The sequence below is a fragment of the Streptomyces sp. SX-6 genome (genome assembly GCF_059089585.1).
Genome location: NZ_JBTHHU010000015.1, coordinates 1 through 20,286, shown reverse-complemented (window position 1 = coordinate 20,286; position 20,286 = coordinate 1). Strand labels below are relative to the sequence as shown.

Below are 20,286 nucleotides of genomic sequence, written 5' to 3'. Positions count from 1 at the left end.
GGCTCCTCAGCGCAGCTTGGGGTCGAGGGCGTCGCGCACCGCGTCGCCGAGCATGATGAACGCCAGCACCGTGATGCTCAGCGCCCCCGCGGGCCACAGCAGCATGTGCGGCGAATTGCGGATCAGGGTCGAGGCGTTGGAGATGTCGATCCCCCAGGACACCGTGGGCGGCTTCAGCCCCACGCCGATGAAGGAGAGCGTCGCCTCCAGCGCGATGTACGTACCGAGCGCGATCGTCGCCACGACGATGACCGGCGCCACCGCGTTGGGGGCGATGTGCCGCAGCAGCAGCCGGCCGTCGCCCGCCCCGAGCGCCCGGGCCGCCTGGACGTAGTCGTGCTGCTTGGCGGTGACCACCGCACCGCGGGCGATGCGCGAGATCTGCGGCCAGCCCAGCAGCACGATGAAGCCCACCACCGGCCAGACGGAGCCGCTCGTCACCACCGACAGGAAGACCAGGCCGCCGAGGATGATCGGGATGCCGAAGAACACATCGGCGAGCCGGGACAACAGCCCGTCCCACCAGCCCCCGTAGTACCCGGCGAGCCCGCCCAGCACGCTGCCCAGCAGCGCTGCCCCGGCGGTCGCGCACACGCCCACGGTGATCGAGGCCCGTGCCCCGTACACGGTGCGGGTGTAGACGTCGCAGCCCTGCGCGTCGAAGCCGAAGGGGTGGCCGGACTGGGAGCCCTCCTGCGCCTTGGCCAGGTCGCACTGCAGCGGGTTGCCGCTCGCGATCAGACCCGGCCAGACCGCGATCAGCAGCAGGAAGACGATCACCAGCCCGGAGATCACGAAGATGGGGTTGCACCGCAGGTCGTGCCAGGCGTCCGACCACAGGCTGCGGGCCTTGGCACTGGCCGCGGTGCCGGGGACCGGTCCGCCCTCGAGCGTCGCGGCCTCGTCGGCGGCCAGGCTCATCGCCCCGCCCGAGCCGGGCCGGACGGCCTCCTGCGCATCATGCGGATCGGGCACAGGCGGCTCAGGCATAGCGGATCCTCGGGTCGAGCACGGCGTAGAGGAGGTCGACGAGCAGGTTGGCCACCAGGAACACGATGACGAGGATGGTCACGAAGCCCACGACGGTCGGCGAGTTCTGCCGCAGGATGCCCTGGTAGAGCTGGTAGCCGACCCCGTGGATGTTGAAGATCCGCTCGGTGACGATGGCACCGCCCATCAGCGCTCCGATGTCGGCGCCGACGAACGTCACCACCGGGATGAGCGAGTTGCGCAGCAGGTGCCGGACGACGACCCGGTGCCGCGGCAGCCCCTTGGCGACCGCCGTACGGACGTAGTCCGCGCGGGCGTTCTCGGTGAGCGAGGTGCGGGTCAGCCGGGTCACGTACGCGAGCGAGGTCAGCCCGAGCACCACGCCCGGCAGGAGCAGTTCGTCGAACGTCGCGTACGGCGAGACGGACGGCGTGGCCGCGCCCCACTTCACGCCGACCAGGTACTGGAGGACATAGCCGCTGACGAAGGTCGGCACGGAAACCACAACGAGGGTGAGCAACAGCACCGTTGAGTCCACCGGGCGTCCGCGGCGCAGGCCGCTGAGGACGCCGAGCGCGATGCCGAGGACGATCTCGAAGAGGACGGCGACGATCGTCAGGCGCAGGGTGACGGGGAAGGCGCTGCCCATGAGTTCGGTGACGGGCTGCCCGGTGAAGGCGGTGCCGAAGTCGCCGGTGAACACCTGCCCCATGTAGTGCAGGTACTGCTTCCACAAGGGCTGGTCGAGCAGAAGATCCTTGCGGATGCGCGCGGCGGTGGCGGGGTCCGGCGCCTTGTCCCCGAAGAGCGCGGCGACGGGGTCGCCCAGGGCGAAGACCATGAAGAAGATCAGGAAGGTGCTCCCGATGAACACCGGCACCATTTGCAGCAGTCGCCGCATCACATAGCGGATCATTTGACCGTGATCCGTTCGTACACGGGCACGCTGAACGGATTGAGCATCACGTTCGAGATTCCCTCCGAGTAGCCCGCGCTGCCGTTCTGGTACCACAAGGGGATGGCCGGCATTTCCTGGGCGAGGATCTTCTCCGCGTCCCTGAAGTCGCCGACGGCTCTTGCCGGTTCGGGCTCGGCATTCGCCTGGTCGACCAGCCGGTCGAAACCGGCGTTGCTGAACTTCCCGTAATTGGAGGAAGCGTCGGTGTAGTACAGCGGCTGGAGGAAGTTCTGGATCAGCGGATAGTCCATCTGCCAGCCGGAGCGGAACATGCCCGTCAGCCGCTCCTGCGAGACCTGATTGCGGAAGTCCGCGAACGTCCCGACCGGGTTGACGGTGCACGCCCTGTCGTTGCCCAGCGCGTTGTTGATGCTGTTGCACACCGCGTCCATCCACACCCGGTGCGAGCCGGTGTCCACGTTCGAGGTGATGGTGACCCGGCCGCCCGGCAGGCCCCCACCCTCCTCGATCAGCTTCTTCGCCTCCTTGGGGTTGTACGTGCAGGCGTCCCCGCACAGTCCTTCCTCGTAGCCGCCCTTGGCCCCGAGGACGGGTGACGTCCAGTCCGTCGCGGGCGTACGGGTCTTCCGGTAGATCTGGGTGGTGATCTGGTCCCGGTTGATCGCCATCGCGAGGCCCTTGCGGACCTTCTCCATGCCGCTCTTCTTCCAAGTAGCGTCGTACATGGGGAAGTCGAGGGTCTGGATGATGCCGGCGGGCTGGTTGATGTACCGGTCGTCGAGGTCGCCCTTGACGTTCTTGAGCTGCTGGGCGGGAATGTCGTCGACGAGGTCGAGATTCCCGGCCTGGAGATCGGTGTACGCCGTGTTGCTGTCGGTGTAGACCCGCAGCTCGATCCCGTTGTTCGCGGCCTTGTCGGGGCCGGGGTAGTTCTCCCGCCGGGACAGCCTCATCGAGGAGCCTCTCGCATAGGAGTCGATGAGGTAAGGCCCGTTGCCCACCGGCTTCTTGAGCCACCCCGCGTGGTCGTCGTAGAAGGACTTGGGCAGCGGGTCATAGGCGGAGTAGCCGAGGGTGTCCGGCCACGTGGAGAACTTCGTACGGAGTTTGACGGTGAAGGTCCGGTCGTCCTTCACATCGAGCCCGGAGAGCGTCTTCGCGGTCGCGTCGCCACTGGCCGGATGGACTTTGTCGTAGCCGTCGATGTACTCGAAAAAGGACGCGTTCTTCTGCTTGTTGTCGATGAGCGCACCGTAATTCCAGGCGTTCACAAAGGACTTGGCGGTGACGGGCTCGCCGTTGCTGAAACTCCAGCCGCCCTTGAGGGTGATGGTGAAGTTCTGCGAGTCCGACGTGTCGATCTTCTCGGCGAGCATGTTCTCGGCCGCGCCGGTCCTGGGGTTGTAGCGCTTGAGCCCCCGGAAGACCATGTCCAGCACCTTGCCGCCCTGCACCTCGTTGGTGTTGGCCGGTTCCAGCGGGTTCTGCGGATCCCCCCACGAGGCCCGCACCCACCCCTTCCCGACCCCGCCCCCGCCGCACCCCGCCGCGGCCAGGGCGAACACAAGGCCGCACAGGACCAGCCCGGCCCTGGTGCGCATGCCTCCCCGCATGGAGTGCCTCCCTCAAAGCTGCCCATGTGTCGCGTAGAGCCAAATATCAGTGGTTGAGCGGCTCTGCGCACTTTCATAACCCCCGTCCGTGCGGGATGGGTGGGCGAAACCGCCCATATGAGGGAGCGTCCCGACATGACGAAAGCGCCCGGGCCAACGGCCCGGGCGCTTTCTCGGCGGACTGCGGCTACGCCGCGTGCACCACGTCCTTCTCCTCCGCGAAGTGGCAGGCCGACTCATGGGCCGCAGGCGTCTTCTTGCCCGCGAACACCTCCGGCACCGCCAGCAGCGGCACCTCCTCGGCGCACTTGTCCTGCGCCTTCCAGCACCGCGTACGGAAGCGGCAGCCCGACGGCGGGTTGGCCGGGGACGGCACGTCGCCGGTGAGGATGATCCGCTCGCGGCCCTCGCGCGCCTCCGGGTCCGGGACCGGGACGGCGGAGAGCAGCGCCTGGGTGTACGGGTGGGTCGGGTGCTCGTAGATCTGCGCGTCGGTGCCGATCTCCGCCATCTTGCCCAGGTACATCACACCGACGCGGTCGGAGATGTGCCGGACGATGGACAGGTCGTGCGCGATGAAGACGTAGGAGAGGTTGAACTCGTCCTGGAGCTTCTCCATCAGGTTGACGACCTGCGCCTGCACCGAGACGTCCAGCGCCGAGACGGGCTCGTCGCAGATGATGATCTCCGGGTTGAGCGCCAGGCCGCGCGCGATGCCGATGCGCTGGCGCTGACCGCCGGAGAACTGGTGCGGGTAGCGGTTGATGTACTCCGGGTTGAGGCCGACCACGTCCAGCAGTTCCTGGACCCGCTTGCGGCGGTCGCCCTTGGGAGCCACCTCGGGGTGGATCTCGAAGGGCTCGCCGATGATGTCGCCCACCGTCATCCGGGGGTTGAGCGAGGTGTACGGGTCCTGGAAGACCATCTGGATGTTGCGGCGGACGGCCTTCAGCGCGCGCCCGGACAGCTTGGTGATGTCCTGGCCCTTGTAGAAGACCTCGCCCGAGGTGGCCGTCTCCAGGGTCATCAGCAGCTTGGCGACGGTGGACTTGCCACAGCCGGACTCGCCGACGATGCCCAGGGTCTCGCCCTGGTAGAGGTCGAAGGAGACCCCGTCCACCGCCTTGACCGCGCCGACCTGCTTCTTGAACAGGATGCCCTGGGTCAGCGGGAAGTGCTTGACCAGGTTGCGGACCTGGAGGATCGGCTCGCCCCGCTCCACGGGAGCGTCCAGCACCGCCTCCACCTCGGCGGTGGTGCTGGCGTCGCTGACCTGGACTTCGGAGACGTTCGGCTCCTGCTGTTCGGCCTTCTCAGCCATGAATCGTCTCCTTCCAGAAGTGGCAGGCGCTCCGCCGGCCGGGCAGCGCCGCGCCGTCCTGCTCCGTGACCTCCTGCAGCTCGGGGATCTCGGTGCGGCAGAGGTCCTGCGCCTTGGTGCAGCGCGGGTTGAACGCACAACCGGCCGGAATCTGCAGCAGGTTGGGCGGCAGACCCTTGATGGCGAAGAGCTCCTGGCCCTTCTGGTCCAGGCGCGGGATGGAGTCCAGCAGACCCCGGGTGTAGGGGTGGGCCGGGCGCTGGTAGAGCTCGCGCACCGGCGCGGTCTCCACGATCCGGCCCGCGTACATCACCGCGATCTTGTCGGCGACGTCCGCGACAACACCCAGGTCGTGGGTGATGAGGATGAGCCCCATGTTGAACTCGCGCTGGAGCTCGGCGAGCAGATCCATCACCTGGGCCTGGACGGTGACGTCCAGCGCGGTGGTCGGCTCGTCCGCGATGATCAGGTCCGGCTCCAGGGCCAGCGCCATGGCGATCATGATGCGCTGGCGCATACCGCCGGAGAACTGGTGCGGGTAGTCGTTCACCCGCTCCTTGGCGGCGGGGATGCGCACCCGGTCCATCAGCTCGATGGCCTTGGCCTTGGCGTCCTTCTTGGACAGGCCCTGGTGTACCCGGAACATCTCGCCGAGCTGGTAGCCCACGGAGAGCACCGGGTTCAGCGAGGACAGCGCGTCCTGGAAGATCATGGCGATCTTGCTGCCGCGGATCTTCCGGCGCTCGTCGGCGGACATCTTCAGCATGTCCTCGCCGCGGAAGAGGATCTCGCCCTGCGGGATCTTCCCCGGCGGCATGTCGAGGATGCCCATGATGGCCTGCGCGGTCACGGACTTGCCGGAGCCGGACTCGCCGAGCACGGCGAGCGTCTCACCGGCGTTCACGGAGTAGTTGACGCCGTTGACGGCCTTGGCGACGCCGTCGCGGGTGTGGAACTCCACGTGCAGGTCGCGCACTTCGAGGAGGGGCGTGCCCTTCTCGGTCGCCCGCTCGGGGGCGTTCGCGGTCTTCTCGGTGGTGGTCACGTACGCCTCCCTCAGCGCATCTTGGGGTCGAGGGCGTCGCGCACCGCGTCGCCGAGCAGGATGAACGCGAGCACGGTGATGCTCAGGAAGGCCGCGGGGACCAGCAGCACGTGCGGGGCGTCCCGAAGCTGGGTCTGGCCGCCGGAGATGTCCACACCCCAGGAGACGATCGGGTCCTGAAGACCGATGCCCAGGTAGGACAGGGTCGCCTCGGTGGAGATGTAACCGCCGAGCGCGATGGTGGCGACCACGATCACCGGGCCGATGACGTTCGGCAGGATGTGCCGGAAGAGGATCCGCCCGGTGCCGGCGCCCAGGGCACGGGCCGCCGTCACGAAGTCGGCCTGCTTCTGGATGATGACCTGGCCGCGCATCACACGGGCGATCTGCATCCAGCCGAAGGTGGTCAGGCCCAGGGTGACGGTCCACACCGTGCGGTGGGAGAACGCCTGGAGCAGCACCAGAGCGCCGAGGAGCAGCGGAATGCCGAAGAAGATGTCGGTGATGCGGGACAGCAACGTGTCCAGCCAGCCGCCGAAGTATCCGGCGATCATGCCGACCAGACCGCCGACCACGGTGACCGCGAGGGTCACACAGGTGCCGACGATGATCGAGGCGCGGGCACCGTGAACGGTACGCGCGTAGACACTCTGGCCCTGTCCGTTGTAGCCGAACCAGTCCCCCTGGAAGAAGTGGGACCAGTTGGGCGGTGCGAGGTAGTGGCCGCGCAGGTCGGCATGGCGGGGGTCCACATCGGTGTACAGCGACGGGAACGCCGCCATGAGGATGAGGAACACCAGCAGCACGCTCGAGGTCCAGAACAGCCAGCTGCCGCGCAGCTCGCGCCAGGCGTCCTGGCCGAGGCTGCGGGGCTTGTTCTGGTTCGCCGACTCGTTTGCCATGGTGGACAGTTGGTCGGCGGCCGCGAGGCTGGCGGGAGCGACGTCCGTGGCGCCGGTCACGCTCGGCCCGATACCCGTGACGCTGCTCGGGGACACATCAGGAGTCTTGTCAGGCATAGCGGATCCTCGGGTCCAGGACGGCGTAGAGCAGGTCGACGACCAGGCTGCTCACGAGGTAGACGAGCACCAGCACCGTGACCATGCCGACGATGGTGGGGCCTTCGCCGGTCTGGATGGCGTGGTAGAGGGTGTTGCCCACGCCCTGGACGTTGAAGATGCCCTCGGTCACGATCGCGCCACCCATCAGCGCACCGAGGTCGGTGCCGAGGAACGTCACCACCGGGATGAGGGAGTTGCGCATCAGGTGCACCCCGATCACCCGGCGCCGGGGCAGGCCCTTGGCCACGGCGGTCCGGATGTAGTCGGCGCGCAGGTTCTCGGCGACGGTGGTACGGGTCAGCCGGGTCACGTACGCCAGCGACAGCGCGGCGAGCACGATCGCCGGGATCATCAACTGCCCCAGGTTCTGGGAGTCCTGGACCGTCGGTGTGATGACCTTCCACTTCATGCCCAGCAGGAACTGGGTGAGGAAGCCGATGACGAAGACCGGGATGGACACCACGATCAGGGTGATCACCAGCACGAACTGGTCCACGAACTTGCCGCGCTTGAGGCCGGTGAGCATGCCCAGGGCGATGCCCATGACGGCTTCGAACGCGAAGGCCAGCAGCGCCAGCCGGATCGTCACCGGGAAGGCCTCGGCCATCAGGTCGGCGACGGGCCGGCCGGTGAAGCTCTGGCCGAAGTCACCCTTGAACAGGCCGGTGATGTAGTTCCAGTACTGGGTGAGCAGGGGCTTGTCCAGCCCGTACTCATGGCGCAGTCTCGCAACCGTGGCGGGATCAGCCGCCTTGGTGCCGAAGAGCGCCTTCACGGGGTCGCCCGGCAGCGAATACACCATCAGGAAAATGAGCAAAGTGGTCCCGATGAACACCGGGATCATCTGGAGCAGTCGCCTCGCGACAAAGCGCCCCATGATACCTCCTGTAGCCGACGGGGCCCAGTGTCCACAACTCCCTTGTGGGGGTGGACTACTGGGCCTCCGTCACTGACGCGTCCCGGTTACTTCTTGACCTCGACCTCGGTCCAGATCGCCTGGCGGAAGGAGTCGAACTTGACGTTCTTCACCTTCTTCGAGTAGCCGGCGAGGGTGTGGTCGTAGAAGAGCGGGATGGAGGGCATGTTCTCCTGGATGATCTTCTTCTCGGCCTGCGCGTAGAGCTTGTTGGCATCTTCGATCGTCTTGGCCGCGTCGGCCTTGTTCATCAGATCGTCGACGTCCTTGTTGCTGAAGCTCATGTCGTTGGCCCCGGCACCGGTACGGAACTGCTCCGAGATGAAGTTGGAGATGTTCGGGAAGTCCTCGACCCAGGCCATGCGGAAGGCGCTGGTCATCTTCTTGTCCGTGATCGCGTTACGGACTTCCTGGAAGGTCGGCTTGGGGTCGGAGACGCACTCGACACCGGCGTTCTGCCGGATGTCGTTGCAGACCGCGTCCACCCACTCCTTGTTGGCACCGTCGGCGTTGTAGGTGATGGTGAGCTTGTTGCCCGGAACGCCGCCGCCCTCCTTGATGAGCTGCTTGGCCTTCGCCGGGTCGAACTTGCAGAACTCACCACAGGCACCCGGCTCGTAGCCCTCGACGACCTTGGCGGTGATGCCGTCCGCGGCTTCCTTGCTGCCCTTGAGCGCGGTCTTGGCGATGGTGTCGCGGTCGACGGCCATCGACAGGCCCTGGCGGACCTTGAGCTTCTCCGGCTTGCTCCAGTCGGCCTGGTACATCGGGAAGGCGATCTCGGTGTTGCCGCCGTACATCTGGCTGATGGCGCGGTCGCCCAGGTCGCTCTTGTACTGGGTCGCCATGGAGTTGGGGACCTGGTACATGATGTCGAGCTTGTCGGAAACCAGGTCGTTATAGGCGGAGGTGTCCGTGTTGTAGAACTTGAAGTCGATGCCGCCGTTCTTCGGCTTGTCATCGCCCTTGTAAGCGTCCCACTTGCGGACGTTCAGGCCGACCTTGTGCTGCCAGTCCCCGTCCATCTTGTAGGGACCGTTGCCGATCGGGTGCTCACCGAACGCCTTGGTGTCCTTGTAGAAGGACTTGGGCAGCGGGAAGAAGGCGTCGTAGAACAGCCGCTCCTTGAAGGAGGAGACGGGGCGGCTGAGTTCGATGGTGAACTCGTTGTCGTTGGTGACCTTCAGACCCGACATCTTGTCGGCCTTCGGGTCGCCCTTCTCCGGGTGAACGTCCTCGTAACCCTTGATGGGCTCGAACCAGGACGAGTTCAGCTGGGCGTTCTTGGCGTTCGCGGCCCAGTTCCAGGCGTCCACGAAGGAGGCGGACGTCATCGGCTCGCCGTTCTGGAACGTCCAGCCCGGCTTCAGCTTGACGGTGAAGTGCTGGTTGTCGGCGCTCTCCACGCTCTGCGCGGCCTGCAGCACCAGCTTGTTCTTCTCGTCGAAGCCGACGAGGCCGCGGAACATGTTGGCCATCATGTAGTGGCCGGCGACCTCGTTGGTGTTGCTCGGGATGAGCGGGTGCTGCGGCTCGATGTTGTAGTAGCTGTACACGCCGTTCGGGTCGACAGCACCGCTGTCGCTGCTGCTGCTGCCACCGCCGCAGGCCGTCGCAGACAACGCCACGACGATCGCACCCACAACCCACTTGGCGCTCTTGGCACCGCGCATGGGTATCCCTCCTCAGGAGTCCACTGTCTCTAAAGAGAGGCACCGGCCCCCTAGCACGCTGACACCCCTGACAGCGAGTTGGGACCGGTACCTCCGAGTGTGCTCGTGAGTCGGCGCGCTCCCCACAGCGCGTGACCCATTGACCCGAGCTAATGGCCCCACTATTGAGCACCGTCGCGCTGTAAACCACACTTAAAGGGTTTCGCTTTGGTCACATCGATCGCCGACACGCGCCCGAAATCCGGACAAACGCCATCCAGACAGACAGCAACGAAACGGGTCGTTGGGACAGGAAACCGGATCTGACGGTCCGTTATCCGGACAGACATGGCAAAGGCCCGGTGCCTCCGCCGTGTTGCGGAGGCACCGGGCCTTTGTGGTATCAGCCGGTTCAGCCGTGCTTGGCGCGCGACGCGGAGCGGCCGCGCTCCTTCTGGTCCAGGACGACCTTGCGGATGCGGACCGCCTCCGGGGTCACCTCGACGCACTCGTCGTCGCGGCAGAACTCCAGGGACTGCTCCAGCGACAGCTTGCGCGGCGGGACGATCGCCTCGAAGGAGTCGGCGGAGGAGGAGCGCATGTTGGTGAGCTTCTTCTCCTTGGTGATGTTGACGTCCATGTCGTCGGCGCGCGAGTTCTCGCCGACGATCATGCCCTCGTACACCTCGGTGCCCGGGTCGGTGAAGAGCACGCCGCGCTCCTGGAGGTTCGTCATCGCGAAGGCGGTGACGGCACCGGCGCGGTCGGCGACCAGGGAGCCGTTGTTGCGGGTCTTCAGCTCGCCGAACCACGGCTCGTGGCCCTCGTGGATGGAGTGGGCGATGCCCGTACCACGGGTGTTGGTGAGGAACTCGGTCCGGAAGCCGATCAGGCCACGGGACGGGACGACGAACTCCATGCGGACCCAGCCGGAGCCGTGGTTGGACATGTTGTCCATCCGGCCCTTGCGGGTGCCCATGAGCTGGGTGACGGCGCCCATGTGCTCCTCGGGCACGTCGACCGTGAGGCGCTCGACGGGCTCGTGGGTCTTGCCGTCGACGTCCTTGGTGACGACCTGCGGCTTGCCGATGGTCATCTCGAAGCCCTCGCGGCGCATCTGCTCGACCAGGATGGCCAGCGCCAGCTCGCCACGGCCCTGGACCTCCCAGGCGTCGGGGCGCTCGGTGTCCAGGACGCGGAGCGAGACGTTACCGACCAGCTCACGGTCCAGACGGTCCTTGACCTGGCGGGCGGTGACCTTGCGGTCCTTGACCGCGGCCTTGGCGTCCGCGCCCTTGCCGGTGCCGCCACGGCCGACCAGCGGCGAGGTGTTGGTACCGATGGTCATGGAGATCGCGGGCTCGTCGACCGTGATCAGCGGCAGCGCGACCGGGTTCTCCGGGTCGGCCAGGGTCTCGCCGATCATGATGTCGGGGATACCGGCGACGGCGCAGATGTCACCCGGGCCGGCCACCTCGGCGGGCTTGCGGGTGAGGGCCTCGGTCATCATCAGCTCGGTGATGCGGACGTTGGAGACCGAGCCGTCGCGCTTGATCCAGGCCACGGTCTGGCCCTTGCGCAGCTCGCCCTGCTCGACGCGGAGCAGCGCGATACGGCCGAGGAAGTTGTCGGCGTCGAGGTTGGTGACGTGGGCCTGGAGCGGCGCGTCGTCCTCGAACGTCGGGGCCGGGACGTGCGCCAGGATGGTGGAGAAGAACGGCTCCAGGTTGGTGCTGTCCGCCGGGACGGTGCCGTCCTCCGGCTTGGTCAGCGAGGCGATGCCGTCGCGGCCGCAGGCGTAGACGATCGGGAACTCGATCTGGTCCTCGTCCGCGTCCAGGTCCAGGAACAGGTCGTACGTCTCGTTGACGACCTCGTCGATCCGGGAGTCCGGGCGGTCCGTCTTGTTGATGCAGAGGATGACCGGCTTCCGCTGCTGGAGAGCCTTGCGGAGCACGAAGCGGGTCTGCGGCAGCGGGCCCTCGGAGGCGTCCACCAGCAGCACAACCGCGTCCACCATCGACAGACCGCGCTCGACCTCGCCACCGAAGTCGGCGTGGCCGGGGGTGTCGATGATGTTGATGGTGATCGGGGCCCCGCCGTCCTTGGGGTGATACTTCACCGCCGTGTTCTTGGCGAGGATCGTGATGCCCTTCTCACGCTCCAGGTCGTTGGAGTCCATGACGCGGTCGTCAACGGACTCGAGCTGGTGAGCGGCGAAGGCGCCGGCCTGCTTGAGCATGGCGTCGACGATGGTCGTCTTGCCGTGGTCGACGTGGGCGACGATGGCGACGTTACGAATGTCATGGCGCGTGGGCATACTTGCGGCGCTTCTCCCGGAATCGTGGATGGCGGCGCGTACGGTCCGGTACGCGTGCCTGCCGGGCACATCACGCCACGGCCTCACTCCATGGTACGGGGCCGCGCCGCATTCGGCCGCCCCAGGCCGCTCGAACCCCCTCTGACCTGCGGTTACTGCAAGAAGCCCACATCCTGGTAGCGGGGGGTCGCCAGCCCGAACGCCCCGGCGTTCGCCACCCCCCGCCGCACCGCCACCAGCTGCGGCCGCTGGTACAGGGGGATGGAACCGGCCACCGCCCAGATCCGCGCGTCCGCCCGCACCACGAGATCGCGCGCCGCGTCCGCGTCCAGCTCGCTCGAGGCCTGGTCGAAGAGCTGGTCGATCTGGTCCGTACCGACCCGTGTGTAGTTCTGCTCCACCTGGAGCGAGCCGTCTGCGGCGGGCCGCGGCTTGGCGTACACCGGCCGCGCGTCCGTCGCCGGGAAGGCACCGGCGGGCCAGGAGTACAGAGCGAGGTCGAAGTCACCGGCCGCGATGTGGTCCTTGAAGTACCCGGCGTTGTCGACCCTGGTGACCTCCGTCCGGACGCCGATCGCGTTCAGCTGCCGGGCGATCTGCTCGCCGACTCCCCGCAGCGGTTCCGCCTCCGCCTCCTTCGGCAGCACGAACCGGAGGACCAGCTTCTTGTTGTTCTTGAACCGAGGCGGGGAGGAAGAGGAGGAGCCGTCGCCCGCCTTGTCGTCGGGCCCGCCCGCACCGTCCCCCGCGAAGACGGAGTCCATCGGCGCGTTCCGTCCGGCGCCGCCCGCCTTGTCGTCGGGCCGGTGCGCCGTCCCCTGCGGACCCGTCCCCTGCGGACCGTGCGCGGGGGCCTCCTGCCCGCTCACCTCCTTCCAGCCCGCGTCGGTGAGCATGGCCCGGGCGGCCTGGGGGTCGGGGGAGCCGATGGCGTCGCTGTTGTCCTCGTACCCCTCCTGCCCGGCCACCAGGACATGGCTGCCGAGCGGGGCGTCGGGCAGGCCGAGGGGCTTGAGGACGTACGAGGCGAGCGCCTTGCGGTCGACGGCCCGCGCGATCGCGCGGCGCACCCGCTCGTCGGCGAGCGGCCCGGAGGCGCCGTTGAGCGCGAGCTGGGTGCAGTCGGGCTCGAGGGATTTGCGGACGGTCACACCGTTCAGGGACGGGGCCTGGACGGGCTTGTTCGCGTCGTCGGCCTTCTCCCCCCGCACCGGCGGGTTCGCCCGCGTGATCCGGTCGGCCACCGCCGGGCCGACCTCGGCGAGGTCGGCCCGCCCGGCCGCCAGTTCGTCGGCCACCCGGTCGCGCGGCACGACCCGCAGGACGAGCCGGTCGAGCTTGGCCCTCTCGCCCCACCACCGGGGATTGCGCTCCAGCGCGAGCGTGCCCTTGTCGTTGTCGCGCTCGCCGACCTTGAACGGCCCGGCCGCGAGCTCGAGTTCCTTGCGCGCGGAGTCGTTGAAGGAGTTCCCGCTGCCCATGACGGCCTTCGGGTACAGAGGGGTGAAGAGCGCGCGCCAGTCCGCGTACGGCCTGGCGAACGTGACCTTGACCTCGTGGGCGTCCGCGCCCCGCTCGACCTGCTCGATCCGCTCGTAACCGGCGTTGCGGGCCGTCCAGTACGCGCTGTCCTTGCCCCGCAGCGCCTTCCACTGCGCCTCGAAGTCCGCGGCGGTGAGCGGACTGCCGTCGCTCCACACGGCACGGGGGTTGAGCTTGTAGACCACCACCTGCCCCGACTCGTGCCGGACGACCTCGGCGGAGGCGAGGTAGTCGGCGTCACGCTGCGGGCGGCCGCGCGCGTCCAGGGTGAACAGGGTGGGCAGCACCGCACCGGCCACCTGCTGGGTCACCCTGTCCGCGTCGGCCTGGAAGGTGTTGAAGGTGGCGGGCAGGTCGTCCACCGCCCAGGTCAGCGTGCCCTTGTCGGCGATCTTCGCCCGCGGGGCCGCCGCGATGTCCTGGGGGGCGCCCGCGGCATCGTCCCGGCCGTCGGCCCCGCAGCCCGCCAGGACGGGCAACGGGAGCAGCGCACCCGCGGCGAGCAGAGCGGCGGTGCGGCGCGTACGGATCCGCGTGCGGCTGGACATGGACGATACCTCCGCCGGACGTTCCCAGTCGGCGTATTCCGCCGCTGATCGCATTTCTCCTGCCGCCCACTGAAAGCGACGTCCGTGCGAAGGGGGCGCCGACACGGCGCCGCCGCCGCGCACGCCACCCACGTGGACGAAGGTTTCCGCGGGTGTGCGGCAAGCGGGTGAATGGGTCGGCTGAGGCGCGATCGCGACGGCTATCTTCCCCTGAAGGGGTGTGACGCGCGACACTCTCTGTTGCATCACCGTCGCCACCCGCAACCGCCGATCCGCGGAAGTGAGGGCAATTCGTGTCCCTGAAAGACGACTTGACGGAAGTTCAGCGCTGTCTGGACAACCTGGACCGCTCGCTCGGCCGGCTCGAGAAGGATCTGAGCCGCGACGACGTGGAGTTGCAGCGGATGCGCTCCGACACCGGTCATCTGCGCGAAAGCGTCTCCCGGCTGCGGAACGGCGCGCCGCCCGAACGGCAGCGCACCCCGGTGGTGCCGGTCCCCGACACCCCGTACGACTCCTCGCTCTGGAAGGACGTCGACGACGAGGGCCTCGGGCACCGCGACCGGCACGCTCCTTAGCTCTCCCCGGGCACCGAGCAGCCAGCCGTCCCCCTACGATCCCGCTCCTCCCGGAGTCCCCCTTGGCCACTGGCACCGATCCCCAGGCCGCCGCTCCCGTTCCCGCTCCCGCGAGCGGCGGCGTCCACCACTCCTCGCGCGCGGCGATCCCGGCCCGTCATCTGCGGAGCGACCGCTGGTGGCTGGCGCCCGCCGGCACGGCGGCCGGACTGCTCGCGTTCGTCGTCTACTCCACCTGGCGCGCCTTCGCGAACGGCGACTACTACGCGGCCCCCTACGTCTCGCCCTTCTACTCCCCCTGCGTCGCGGACAACTGCGTGCCGATGAAGGGCGGCGCCGACTGGAACATCGTCGGCTCCTGGTGGAGCCTGTCGCCCGCGCTGCTGATCCTGATCTTCCCGCTGGGCTTCCGGCTGACCTGCTACTACTACCGCAAGGCCTACTACCGGGGCTTCTGGGCCTCGCCACCGGCCTGCGCGGTCGCCGAGCCGCACGCGAAGTACACCGGCGAGACCCGCTTCCCGCTGATCCTGCAGAACGTGCACCGCTACTTCTTCTACTTCGCGCTGATCGTCGCGGGCATCCTCACCTACGACACCGCTCTCGGCTTCCGTGACGAGAAGGGCAACTGGGGCCACATGGGCCTCGGTACGCTCGTCCTCCTCGCCAACATCGCGCTGATCTGGGCGTACACGCTCTCCTGCCACTCGTGCCGGCACATCGTCGGCGGGCGGCTGCGCACCTTCTCCAAGCACCCGGTGCGCTACCGCATGTGGGGCATGGTCAGCAAGCTCAACGCCCGTCACATGCAACTCGCCTGGGCCTCCCTGGTGAGCGTGGCGGCGGCCGACTTCTACGTCTACCTGGTCGCCAGTGGCGTCTTCGACGATCCGAGGTTCTTCTGATGACGAGGGTGGACCGGCAGCCCTGGGACGTGGTCGTGGTCGGCGCCGGCGGCGCGGGGCTGCGCGCCGCCATCGAGGCGCGCGAGCAGGGGCTGCGCTGCGCGGTGGTGTGCAAGTCGCTGTTCGGCAAGGCCCATACGGTCATGGCGGAGGGCGGCATCGCCGCCTGCATGGGCAACGTCAACGCGCACGACAACTGGCAGGTGCACTTCCGCGACACGATGCGCGGCGGCAAGTTCCTCAACAGCTGGCGGATGGCCGAGCTGCACGCCCAGGAGGCCCCGGACCGGGTCTGGGAGCTGGAGACCTGGGGCGCGGTCTTCGACCGTACGCCCGACGGGAAGATCTCCCAGCGCAACTTCGGCGGGCACGAGTACCCGCGCCTGGCACATGTCGGCGACCGTACGGGCCTGGAGCTGATCCGTACGCTCCAGCAGAAGATCGTCTCCCTCCAGCAGGAGGACCACCGTGAACTCGGGGACTACGAGGCCCGGTTGAAGGTCTTCCAGGAGTGCACCGTCACCCGGGTGCTGCGGGAGGACGGCCGGGTCTCGGGCGTCTTCGGCTATGAGCGCGAGTCCGGACGGTTCTTCGTCCTCGAGGCCCCGGCCGTGGTGCTGGCCACCGGCGGCATCGGCAAGTCCTTCAAGGTCACCTCGAACTCCTGGGAGTACACCGGCGACGGGCACGCCCTCGCGCTGCTCGCCGGGGCCCGGCTGGTCAACATGGAGTTCGTCCAGTTCCATCCGACGGGCATGGTCTGGCCGCCGTCCGTCAAGGGCATCCTCGTCACCGAGTCCGTGCGCGGCGACGGCGGGGTGCTGCGCAACAGCGACGGCAAGCGGTTCATGTTCGACTACATCCCGGACGTCTTCCGGGAGAAGTACGCCGAGTCCGAGGCCGAGGGCGACCGCTGGTACACCGACCCCGACAACAACCGCCGCCCGCCCGAGCTGCTCCCCCGCGACGAGGTCGCCCGTGCCATCAACGCCGAGGTCAAGGCCGGGCGCGGCTCCCCGCACGGCGGTGTCTTCCTGGACGTCTCCACCCGGATGCCCGCCGAGGCGATCAAGCGCAAACTGCCGTCCATGCACCACCAGTTCAAGGAACTGGCCGATGTGGACATCACCGCCGAGCCCATGGAGGTCGGCCCCACCTGCCACTATGTGATGGGCGGCATCGAGGTCGAGCCGGACACGGCCGCCGCGGCCGGGGTGCCGGGCCTGTTCGCCGCCGGCGAGGTCGCGGGCGGGCTGCACGGCTCCAACCGGCTGGGCGGCAACTCCCTTTCCGACCTGCTGGTGTTCGGCCGGCGCGCCGGGCTGTACGCGGCGCGGTACGTGACGGAGCTCGGCTCCGCCCGGCCCGTCGTCTCCGACGCGGACATCGCCGTGGCGGAGGCGGAGGCGCTGCGCCCGTTCGGCGCGGAGGAGGCGAGGGAGGACGCGCCGGAGGGTTCCATGGAGAACCCGTACACCCTGCACCAGGAGCTCCAGCAGTCGATGAACGACCTGGTGGGCATCATCCGCAGGGCGCCCGAGATGGAGGAGGCGCTGCGCCGGCTGGCCGGCCTGCGGACCCGGGCCCGGCGGGCCGGGGTCGAGGGCCACCGGCAGTTCAACCCCGGCTGGCACCTGGCCCTGGACCTGCGCAACATGCTGCTCGTCAGCGAGTGCGTGGCCCGCGCCGCCCTGGAGCGCGAGGAGAGCCGGGGCGGGCACACCCGGGACGATCACCCGGCGATGGACCGGCAGTGGCGGCGGATCGGGTTGGTGTGCCGGCTGGCCGAGGACAGCACCGAACCCGCCGCGGAGGACCCGGCGTTGGGCCGCATCCGGCTGGAGCGGCGCGGCGCGGTGCCGATGCGGAGCGATCTGCTGGACCTCTTCGAGAAGGAAGAGCTCCAGAAGTACCTGACCGACGAGGAGCTCACTTCATGAGCCATCAGGCCCACTTCAAGGTGTGGCGGGGTGACGCGGACGGCGGCGGCCTCGCCGATCACGAGGTCACCGTCAACGAGGGTGAGGTCGTCCTCGACATCATCCACCGGATCCAGGCCACCGACGCACCGGACCTGGCGGTCCGCTGGAACTGCAAGGCGGGCAAGTGCGGTTCGTGCAGTGCGGAGATCAACGGCCGGCCCCGGCTGATGTGCATGACGCGCATGTCGGTCTTCGACCCCGGGGAGACGGTGACCGTCACGCCGCTGCGCGCCTTCCCCGTCGTACGGGACCTGGTGACGGACGTCGGCTACAACTACGCCAAGGCACGCGAGGTGGCCGCGTTCGTCCCGCCGCCCGGTCTGGGGCCCGGCGAGTACCGGATGCGGCAGGAGGACGTCGACCGCGTCCAGGAGTTCCGCAAGTGCATCGAGTGCTTCCTGTGCCAGGACACCTGTCATGTGGTCCGTGATCACGAGGAGAACAAGCCCGCGTTCGCGGGCCCCCGTTTCCTGATGCGCGTCGCCGAACTCGACATGCACCCGCTGGACGCCGCCGCCGAGTCCGGCACCGACCGCAAGCGCGCCGCGCGCGAGGACCACGGGCTCGGCTACTGCAACATCACCAAGTGCTGCACCGAGGTCTGCCCCGAACACATCAAGATCACCGACAATGCCCTGATTCCTCTCAAGGAACGGGTGGTGGACCGCGCGTACGACCCACTGGTCTGGCTCGGTCGCACAATCCGGCGCCGGGGGCGCGAGCACGGAGCGTAATACCACACACGCTCCCAGTAGCGGCTTCGACAATCCGGTCATAGGCTCCAAAGTGTGACGCGGCTTTCGAGGCGGTACGGGCCGGGAGCAGTCGGCCTGTCCTTGATCAGCGCCCTCTTCGCGCTGGTCGCCCTGTTGCTCCCGGCCACGCCCGCCCGCGCCGACACGCCGCTCGACGCCCCCCTCGACCTCGACGCCACCGGCCGGATCACCGACACGGTCGGCGCGCTCGGGCGGCGCCGGTTCCAGGTCGAGACGGCGATCAACCGGCTGCACTCCACCCACCGCCTCCAGCTGTACGTCACCTACGTCCGGGACTTCTCCGGCCGTGCCGCGAACGACTGGGCCGACGCCACCGCCGACCGCAACGGCCTCGGCCCCCACGACGTACTGCTCGCCATCGCCACCTCCCAGAGCCGGTTCGCCGTCTCCGTCGCCCCGGACTCCGGCTTCCGCCCCGACCAGATCCAGCAGGTCGCCGCGCTGGCCATCGCGCCCGCCCTCGAACAGCACGACTGGGCGGGCGCCGCCATCGGCGCCGCCGACGGCTACCGCGCCCTGCTCCTGGGGCAGCCCGTGCGGGCGCCCGCCATCTTCCCCGGCAATCCCGACCCCGGCAGCAGCGGACTGGTGCCGGGCGACCGCCGGCTGTGGCTGCCGGTGGCCGGCGGGGCCGCGGTGTGCGTGTTCGGCCTGTACCTCGGCTCCCGGCGCGCCGGCCGTCTGCGGCGCGAGGAGCAGGGACGCCCGGTCGTCGGCACGACCACCCCGCCCGGCCTCGCCCGCATGGCCCGGCCGCTCACCCCCCTGCCCGAGCTGGCCGCGGAGGCCGCCCGGAACCTCGTCGACACGGACGACGCCGTCCGCACCAGCGCCGAGGAACTCGGCTTCGCCGTGGCCCAGTTGAGCGAGGAGGCGACGCTGCCCTTCGCCGAGGCCGTCGCCTACGCCAAGGGCGAGCTCGCCGACGCCTTCCGCCTGGGGCAGCAGCTCGACGACACCCCGTACGAGGACGACGAGATCCGGCGGCACACCCTCGACGAGATCTGCTCCCGCTGCACCAGCGCGAACAGGCGGCTGGACGCCGAGTCCGCGGCGTTCGACCGGCTGCGCGGGCTGGACACCGGCACCGACGCCGCCCTCGGCACCGCCCTGGACACCATGCGCGCGATAGAACCGCGCGTCGGCGCGGCCGAGGCCGCGCTGGCGTCGCTCGCCGTCGGCTGCGCGCCCGCGGCGCTCGAGCCCGTCGCCCCGTACCCGGGCGAGGCCCGTGACCGGCTCGGCTTCGCGCGGGCCGCGCTCGCGGAGGCGCGCCGCGCCCTGGACCGGCCGCGCGGCGCCGAGGTGGCGCGCGCGCTGGCCTCGCTGCGGGCCGCCGAGGCCGCGCTGTCGCAGGCCCGCACGCTCACCGCCTCGGTGCTGCGGCGGGCCCGCGAACTCGCCGGCGCGGAAGGCGCGTTGCGGGCCGCGCTGGCCGACGCCGAGGCCGCGGAGGCGGCCTGCCCCGACGCGCCGGCGGGGAGCTCGGAGGCTCTCGCCACCGCGCGCAAGGAGGCGGCGGACGAGCCGTACGACCCCCTGGCGGTGCTGCGCCGCGTCGACGCGGCGGCCGCCGCGTTCGACCGCGCGGCCCCCGGCGGGACCGACGAGGCCCGGGCCCGCGCCCGGGTCTCGCGGGAGCTGCTCGCCGCCCGCGGCGAGGTGGCCGGGGCGCGGGACTACATCGCCACGCACCGCGGGGCGATCGGCAGCCGGGCCCGCACCCGGCTGGCCGAGGCCGAGCGGCACCTGGCCCTCGGCCGCTCCCTGGCCGGCGCGGACTCGCCGGGCGTGGCCTCGTCCTCGATCGGCCAGGCGGACTCGCTGGCCCGGCAGGCGAGAGCACTGGCCGAGCACGACGTATCGGCCTTCGCGGACGGCACCCCCGCCGCGCCGGGTTCCGCACCGCCCGCGCTGGGCGGTGCGCTGCTGGGCGGCATCATCCTGGCGGGGCTGCTACCGGCAACGTTCGGCGGCGGGGCGACACGCGGGCGGCTGGCGGGGTTGTAGAACTCAGCCCGTCCGGCGTTTGAGGACAACCGCGCGAAGCGCGGTTTCGGGGGCCCGGGGGGGGGGGGGGGGGGGGGGGGGGGGGGGGGAGGGGGGGGGGGGGAGGGG

Annotated in this window: 15 protein-coding genes; 5 read left to right on the top strand and 10 right to left on the bottom strand. The window is 69.3% G+C overall.

The features are described 5' to 3' along the window. Window positions 1–6 precede the first annotated feature (6 nt). From ACV530_RS19500 to ACV530_RS19455, 10 genes are all read right to left on the bottom strand, one after another. Window positions 7–990 (bottom strand): ABC transporter permease, encoded by a 984-nt coding sequence (locus ACV530_RS19500; RefSeq protein WP_494333818.1) that lies wholly within the window; start codon window positions 988–990, stop codon window positions 7–9. Further along, window positions 983–1,906, bottom strand: coding sequence for an ABC transporter permease (locus ACV530_RS19495; protein ID WP_494333817.1), 924 nt, complete (start codon window positions 1,904–1,906; stop codon window positions 983–985). The genes ACV530_RS19500 and ACV530_RS19495 overlap by 8 nt, the downstream gene beginning before the upstream one ends. Beyond that, window positions 1,903–3,522 carry a peptide ABC transporter substrate-binding protein gene (locus ACV530_RS19490; RefSeq protein WP_494333816.1) on the bottom strand — a complete coding sequence of 540 codons (1,620 nt, stop codon included), beginning with the start codon at window positions 3,520–3,522 and terminating at the stop codon, window positions 1,903–1,905. Before ACV530_RS19490 ends, ACV530_RS19495 begins: the two co-directional genes overlap by 4 nt. A 187-nt stretch (window positions 3,523–3,709) precedes the next feature. Beyond that, window positions 3,710–4,843: an ABC transporter ATP-binding protein gene (locus tag ACV530_RS19485; RefSeq protein ID WP_494333815.1), complete on the bottom strand. Its 1,134-nt coding sequence runs from the start codon at window positions 4,841–4,843 to the stop codon at window positions 3,710–3,712. Then, on the bottom strand, window positions 4,836–5,888 hold the full coding sequence (locus ACV530_RS19480) for an ABC transporter ATP-binding protein (RefSeq protein WP_494333814.1): 1,053 nt from the start codon (window positions 5,886–5,888) through the stop codon (window positions 4,836–4,838). The genes ACV530_RS19485 and ACV530_RS19480 overlap by 8 nt, the downstream gene beginning before the upstream one ends. Window positions 5,889–5,899: 11 nt before the next feature. Beyond that, on the bottom strand, window positions 5,900–6,907 hold the full coding sequence (locus tag ACV530_RS19475) for an ABC transporter permease (protein WP_494333813.1): 1,008 nt from the start codon (window positions 6,905–6,907) through the stop codon (window positions 5,900–5,902). Further along, window positions 6,900–7,826, bottom strand: coding sequence for an ABC transporter permease (locus tag ACV530_RS19470; RefSeq protein ID WP_494333812.1), 927 nt, complete (start codon window positions 7,824–7,826; stop codon window positions 6,900–6,902). Before ACV530_RS19470 ends, ACV530_RS19475 begins: the two co-directional genes overlap by 8 nt. A gap of 86 nt (window positions 7,827–7,912) precedes the next feature. After that, a complete protein-coding gene (locus ACV530_RS19465) occupies window positions 7,913–9,538 on the bottom strand; it encodes a peptide ABC transporter substrate-binding protein (RefSeq protein ID WP_494333811.1) in 1,626 nt (541 codons plus the stop codon). A gap of 391 nt (window positions 9,539–9,929) precedes the next feature. Further along, the gene (gene typA / locus ACV530_RS19460) at window positions 9,930–11,837 is read right to left on the bottom strand and encodes a translational GTPase TypA (RefSeq protein WP_494333810.1); all 1,908 of its coding nucleotides are present in this window, start codon (window positions 11,835–11,837) and stop codon (window positions 9,930–9,932) included. Between the two features lie 152 nt (window positions 11,838–11,989). Further along, window positions 11,990–13,927: an ABC transporter family substrate-binding protein gene (locus ACV530_RS19455; RefSeq protein ID WP_494333809.1), complete on the bottom strand. Its 1,938-nt coding sequence runs from the start codon at window positions 13,925–13,927 to the stop codon at window positions 11,990–11,992. A gap of 293 nt (window positions 13,928–14,220) precedes the next feature. On the opposite strand from ACV530_RS19455, the gene ACV530_RS19450 reads away from it, so the two are divergent. The 5 genes from ACV530_RS19450 to ACV530_RS19430 all read left to right on the top strand — a co-directional run bounded on the left by ACV530_RS19450 (window position 14,221) and on the right by ACV530_RS19430 (window position 20,178). After that, the gene (locus tag ACV530_RS19450; RefSeq protein WP_494333808.1) at window positions 14,221–14,505 is read left to right on the top strand and encodes an Rv0250c family protein; all 285 of its coding nucleotides are present in this window, start codon (window positions 14,221–14,223) and stop codon (window positions 14,503–14,505) included. 62 nt (window positions 14,506–14,567) lie between these two features. After that, a complete protein-coding gene (gene sdhC / locus ACV530_RS19445; protein WP_494333807.1) occupies window positions 14,568–15,410 on the top strand; it encodes a succinate dehydrogenase subunit SdhC in 843 nt (280 codons plus the stop codon). After that, window positions 15,410–17,350 carry a fumarate reductase/succinate dehydrogenase flavoprotein subunit gene (locus ACV530_RS19440; protein ID WP_494333806.1) on the top strand — a complete coding sequence of 647 codons (1,941 nt, stop codon included), beginning with the start codon at window positions 15,410–15,412 and terminating at the stop codon, window positions 17,348–17,350. Before sdhC ends, ACV530_RS19440 begins: the two co-directional genes overlap by 1 nt. Further along, on the top strand, window positions 17,347–18,126 hold the full coding sequence (locus ACV530_RS19435) for a succinate dehydrogenase/fumarate reductase iron-sulfur subunit (protein ID WP_494333805.1): 780 nt from the start codon (window positions 17,347–17,349) through the stop codon (window positions 18,124–18,126). The genes ACV530_RS19440 and ACV530_RS19435 overlap by 4 nt, the downstream gene beginning before the upstream one ends. Window positions 18,127–18,180: 54 nt before the next feature. Next, window positions 18,181–20,178: a TPM domain-containing protein gene (locus ACV530_RS19430; RefSeq protein WP_494333804.1), complete on the top strand. Its 1,998-nt coding sequence runs from the start codon at window positions 18,181–18,183 to the stop codon at window positions 20,176–20,178. Window positions 20,179–20,286: the final 108 nt, after the last annotated feature.

Excerpts from the sequence above, each read along its gene's own strand:
- ACV530_RS19465 (WP_494333811.1), bottom strand. The coding sequence starts at position 9,538 with ATGCGCGGTGCCAAGAGCGCCAAGTGGGTTGTGGGTGCGATCGTCGTG.
- typA (WP_494333810.1), bottom strand. The coding sequence starts at position 11,837 with ATGCCCACGCGCCATGACATTCGTAACGTCGCCATCGTCGCCCACGTC.
- ACV530_RS19470 (WP_494333812.1), bottom strand. The coding sequence starts at position 7,826 with ATGGGGCGCTTTGTCGCGAGGCGACTGCTCCAGATGATCCCGGTGTTC.
- ACV530_RS19485 (WP_494333815.1), bottom strand. The coding sequence starts at position 4,843 with ATGGCTGAGAAGGCCGAACAGCAGGAGCCGAACGTCTCCGAAGTCCAG.
- ACV530_RS19455 (WP_494333809.1), bottom strand. The coding sequence starts at position 13,927 with ATGTCCAGCCGCACGCGGATCCGTACGCGCCGCACCGCCGCTCTGCTC.
- ACV530_RS19500 (WP_494333818.1), bottom strand. The coding sequence starts at position 990 with ATGCCTGAGCCGCCTGTGCCCGATCCGCATGATGCGCAGGAGGCCGTC.
- ACV530_RS19435 (WP_494333805.1), top strand. The coding sequence starts at position 17,347 with ATGAGCCATCAGGCCCACTTCAAGGTGTGGCGGGGTGACGCGGACGGC.
- ACV530_RS19495 (WP_494333817.1), bottom strand. The coding sequence starts at position 1,906 with ATGATCCGCTATGTGATGCGGCGACTGCTGCAAATGGTGCCGGTGTTC.
- ACV530_RS19440 (WP_494333806.1), top strand. The coding sequence starts at position 15,410 with ATGACGAGGGTGGACCGGCAGCCCTGGGACGTGGTCGTGGTCGGCGCC.
- ACV530_RS19475 (WP_494333813.1), bottom strand. The coding sequence starts at position 6,907 with ATGCCTGACAAGACTCCTGATGTGTCCCCGAGCAGCGTCACGGGTATC.
- ACV530_RS19490 (WP_494333816.1), bottom strand. The coding sequence starts at position 3,522 with ATGCGGGGAGGCATGCGCACCAGGGCCGGGCTGGTCCTGTGCGGCCTT.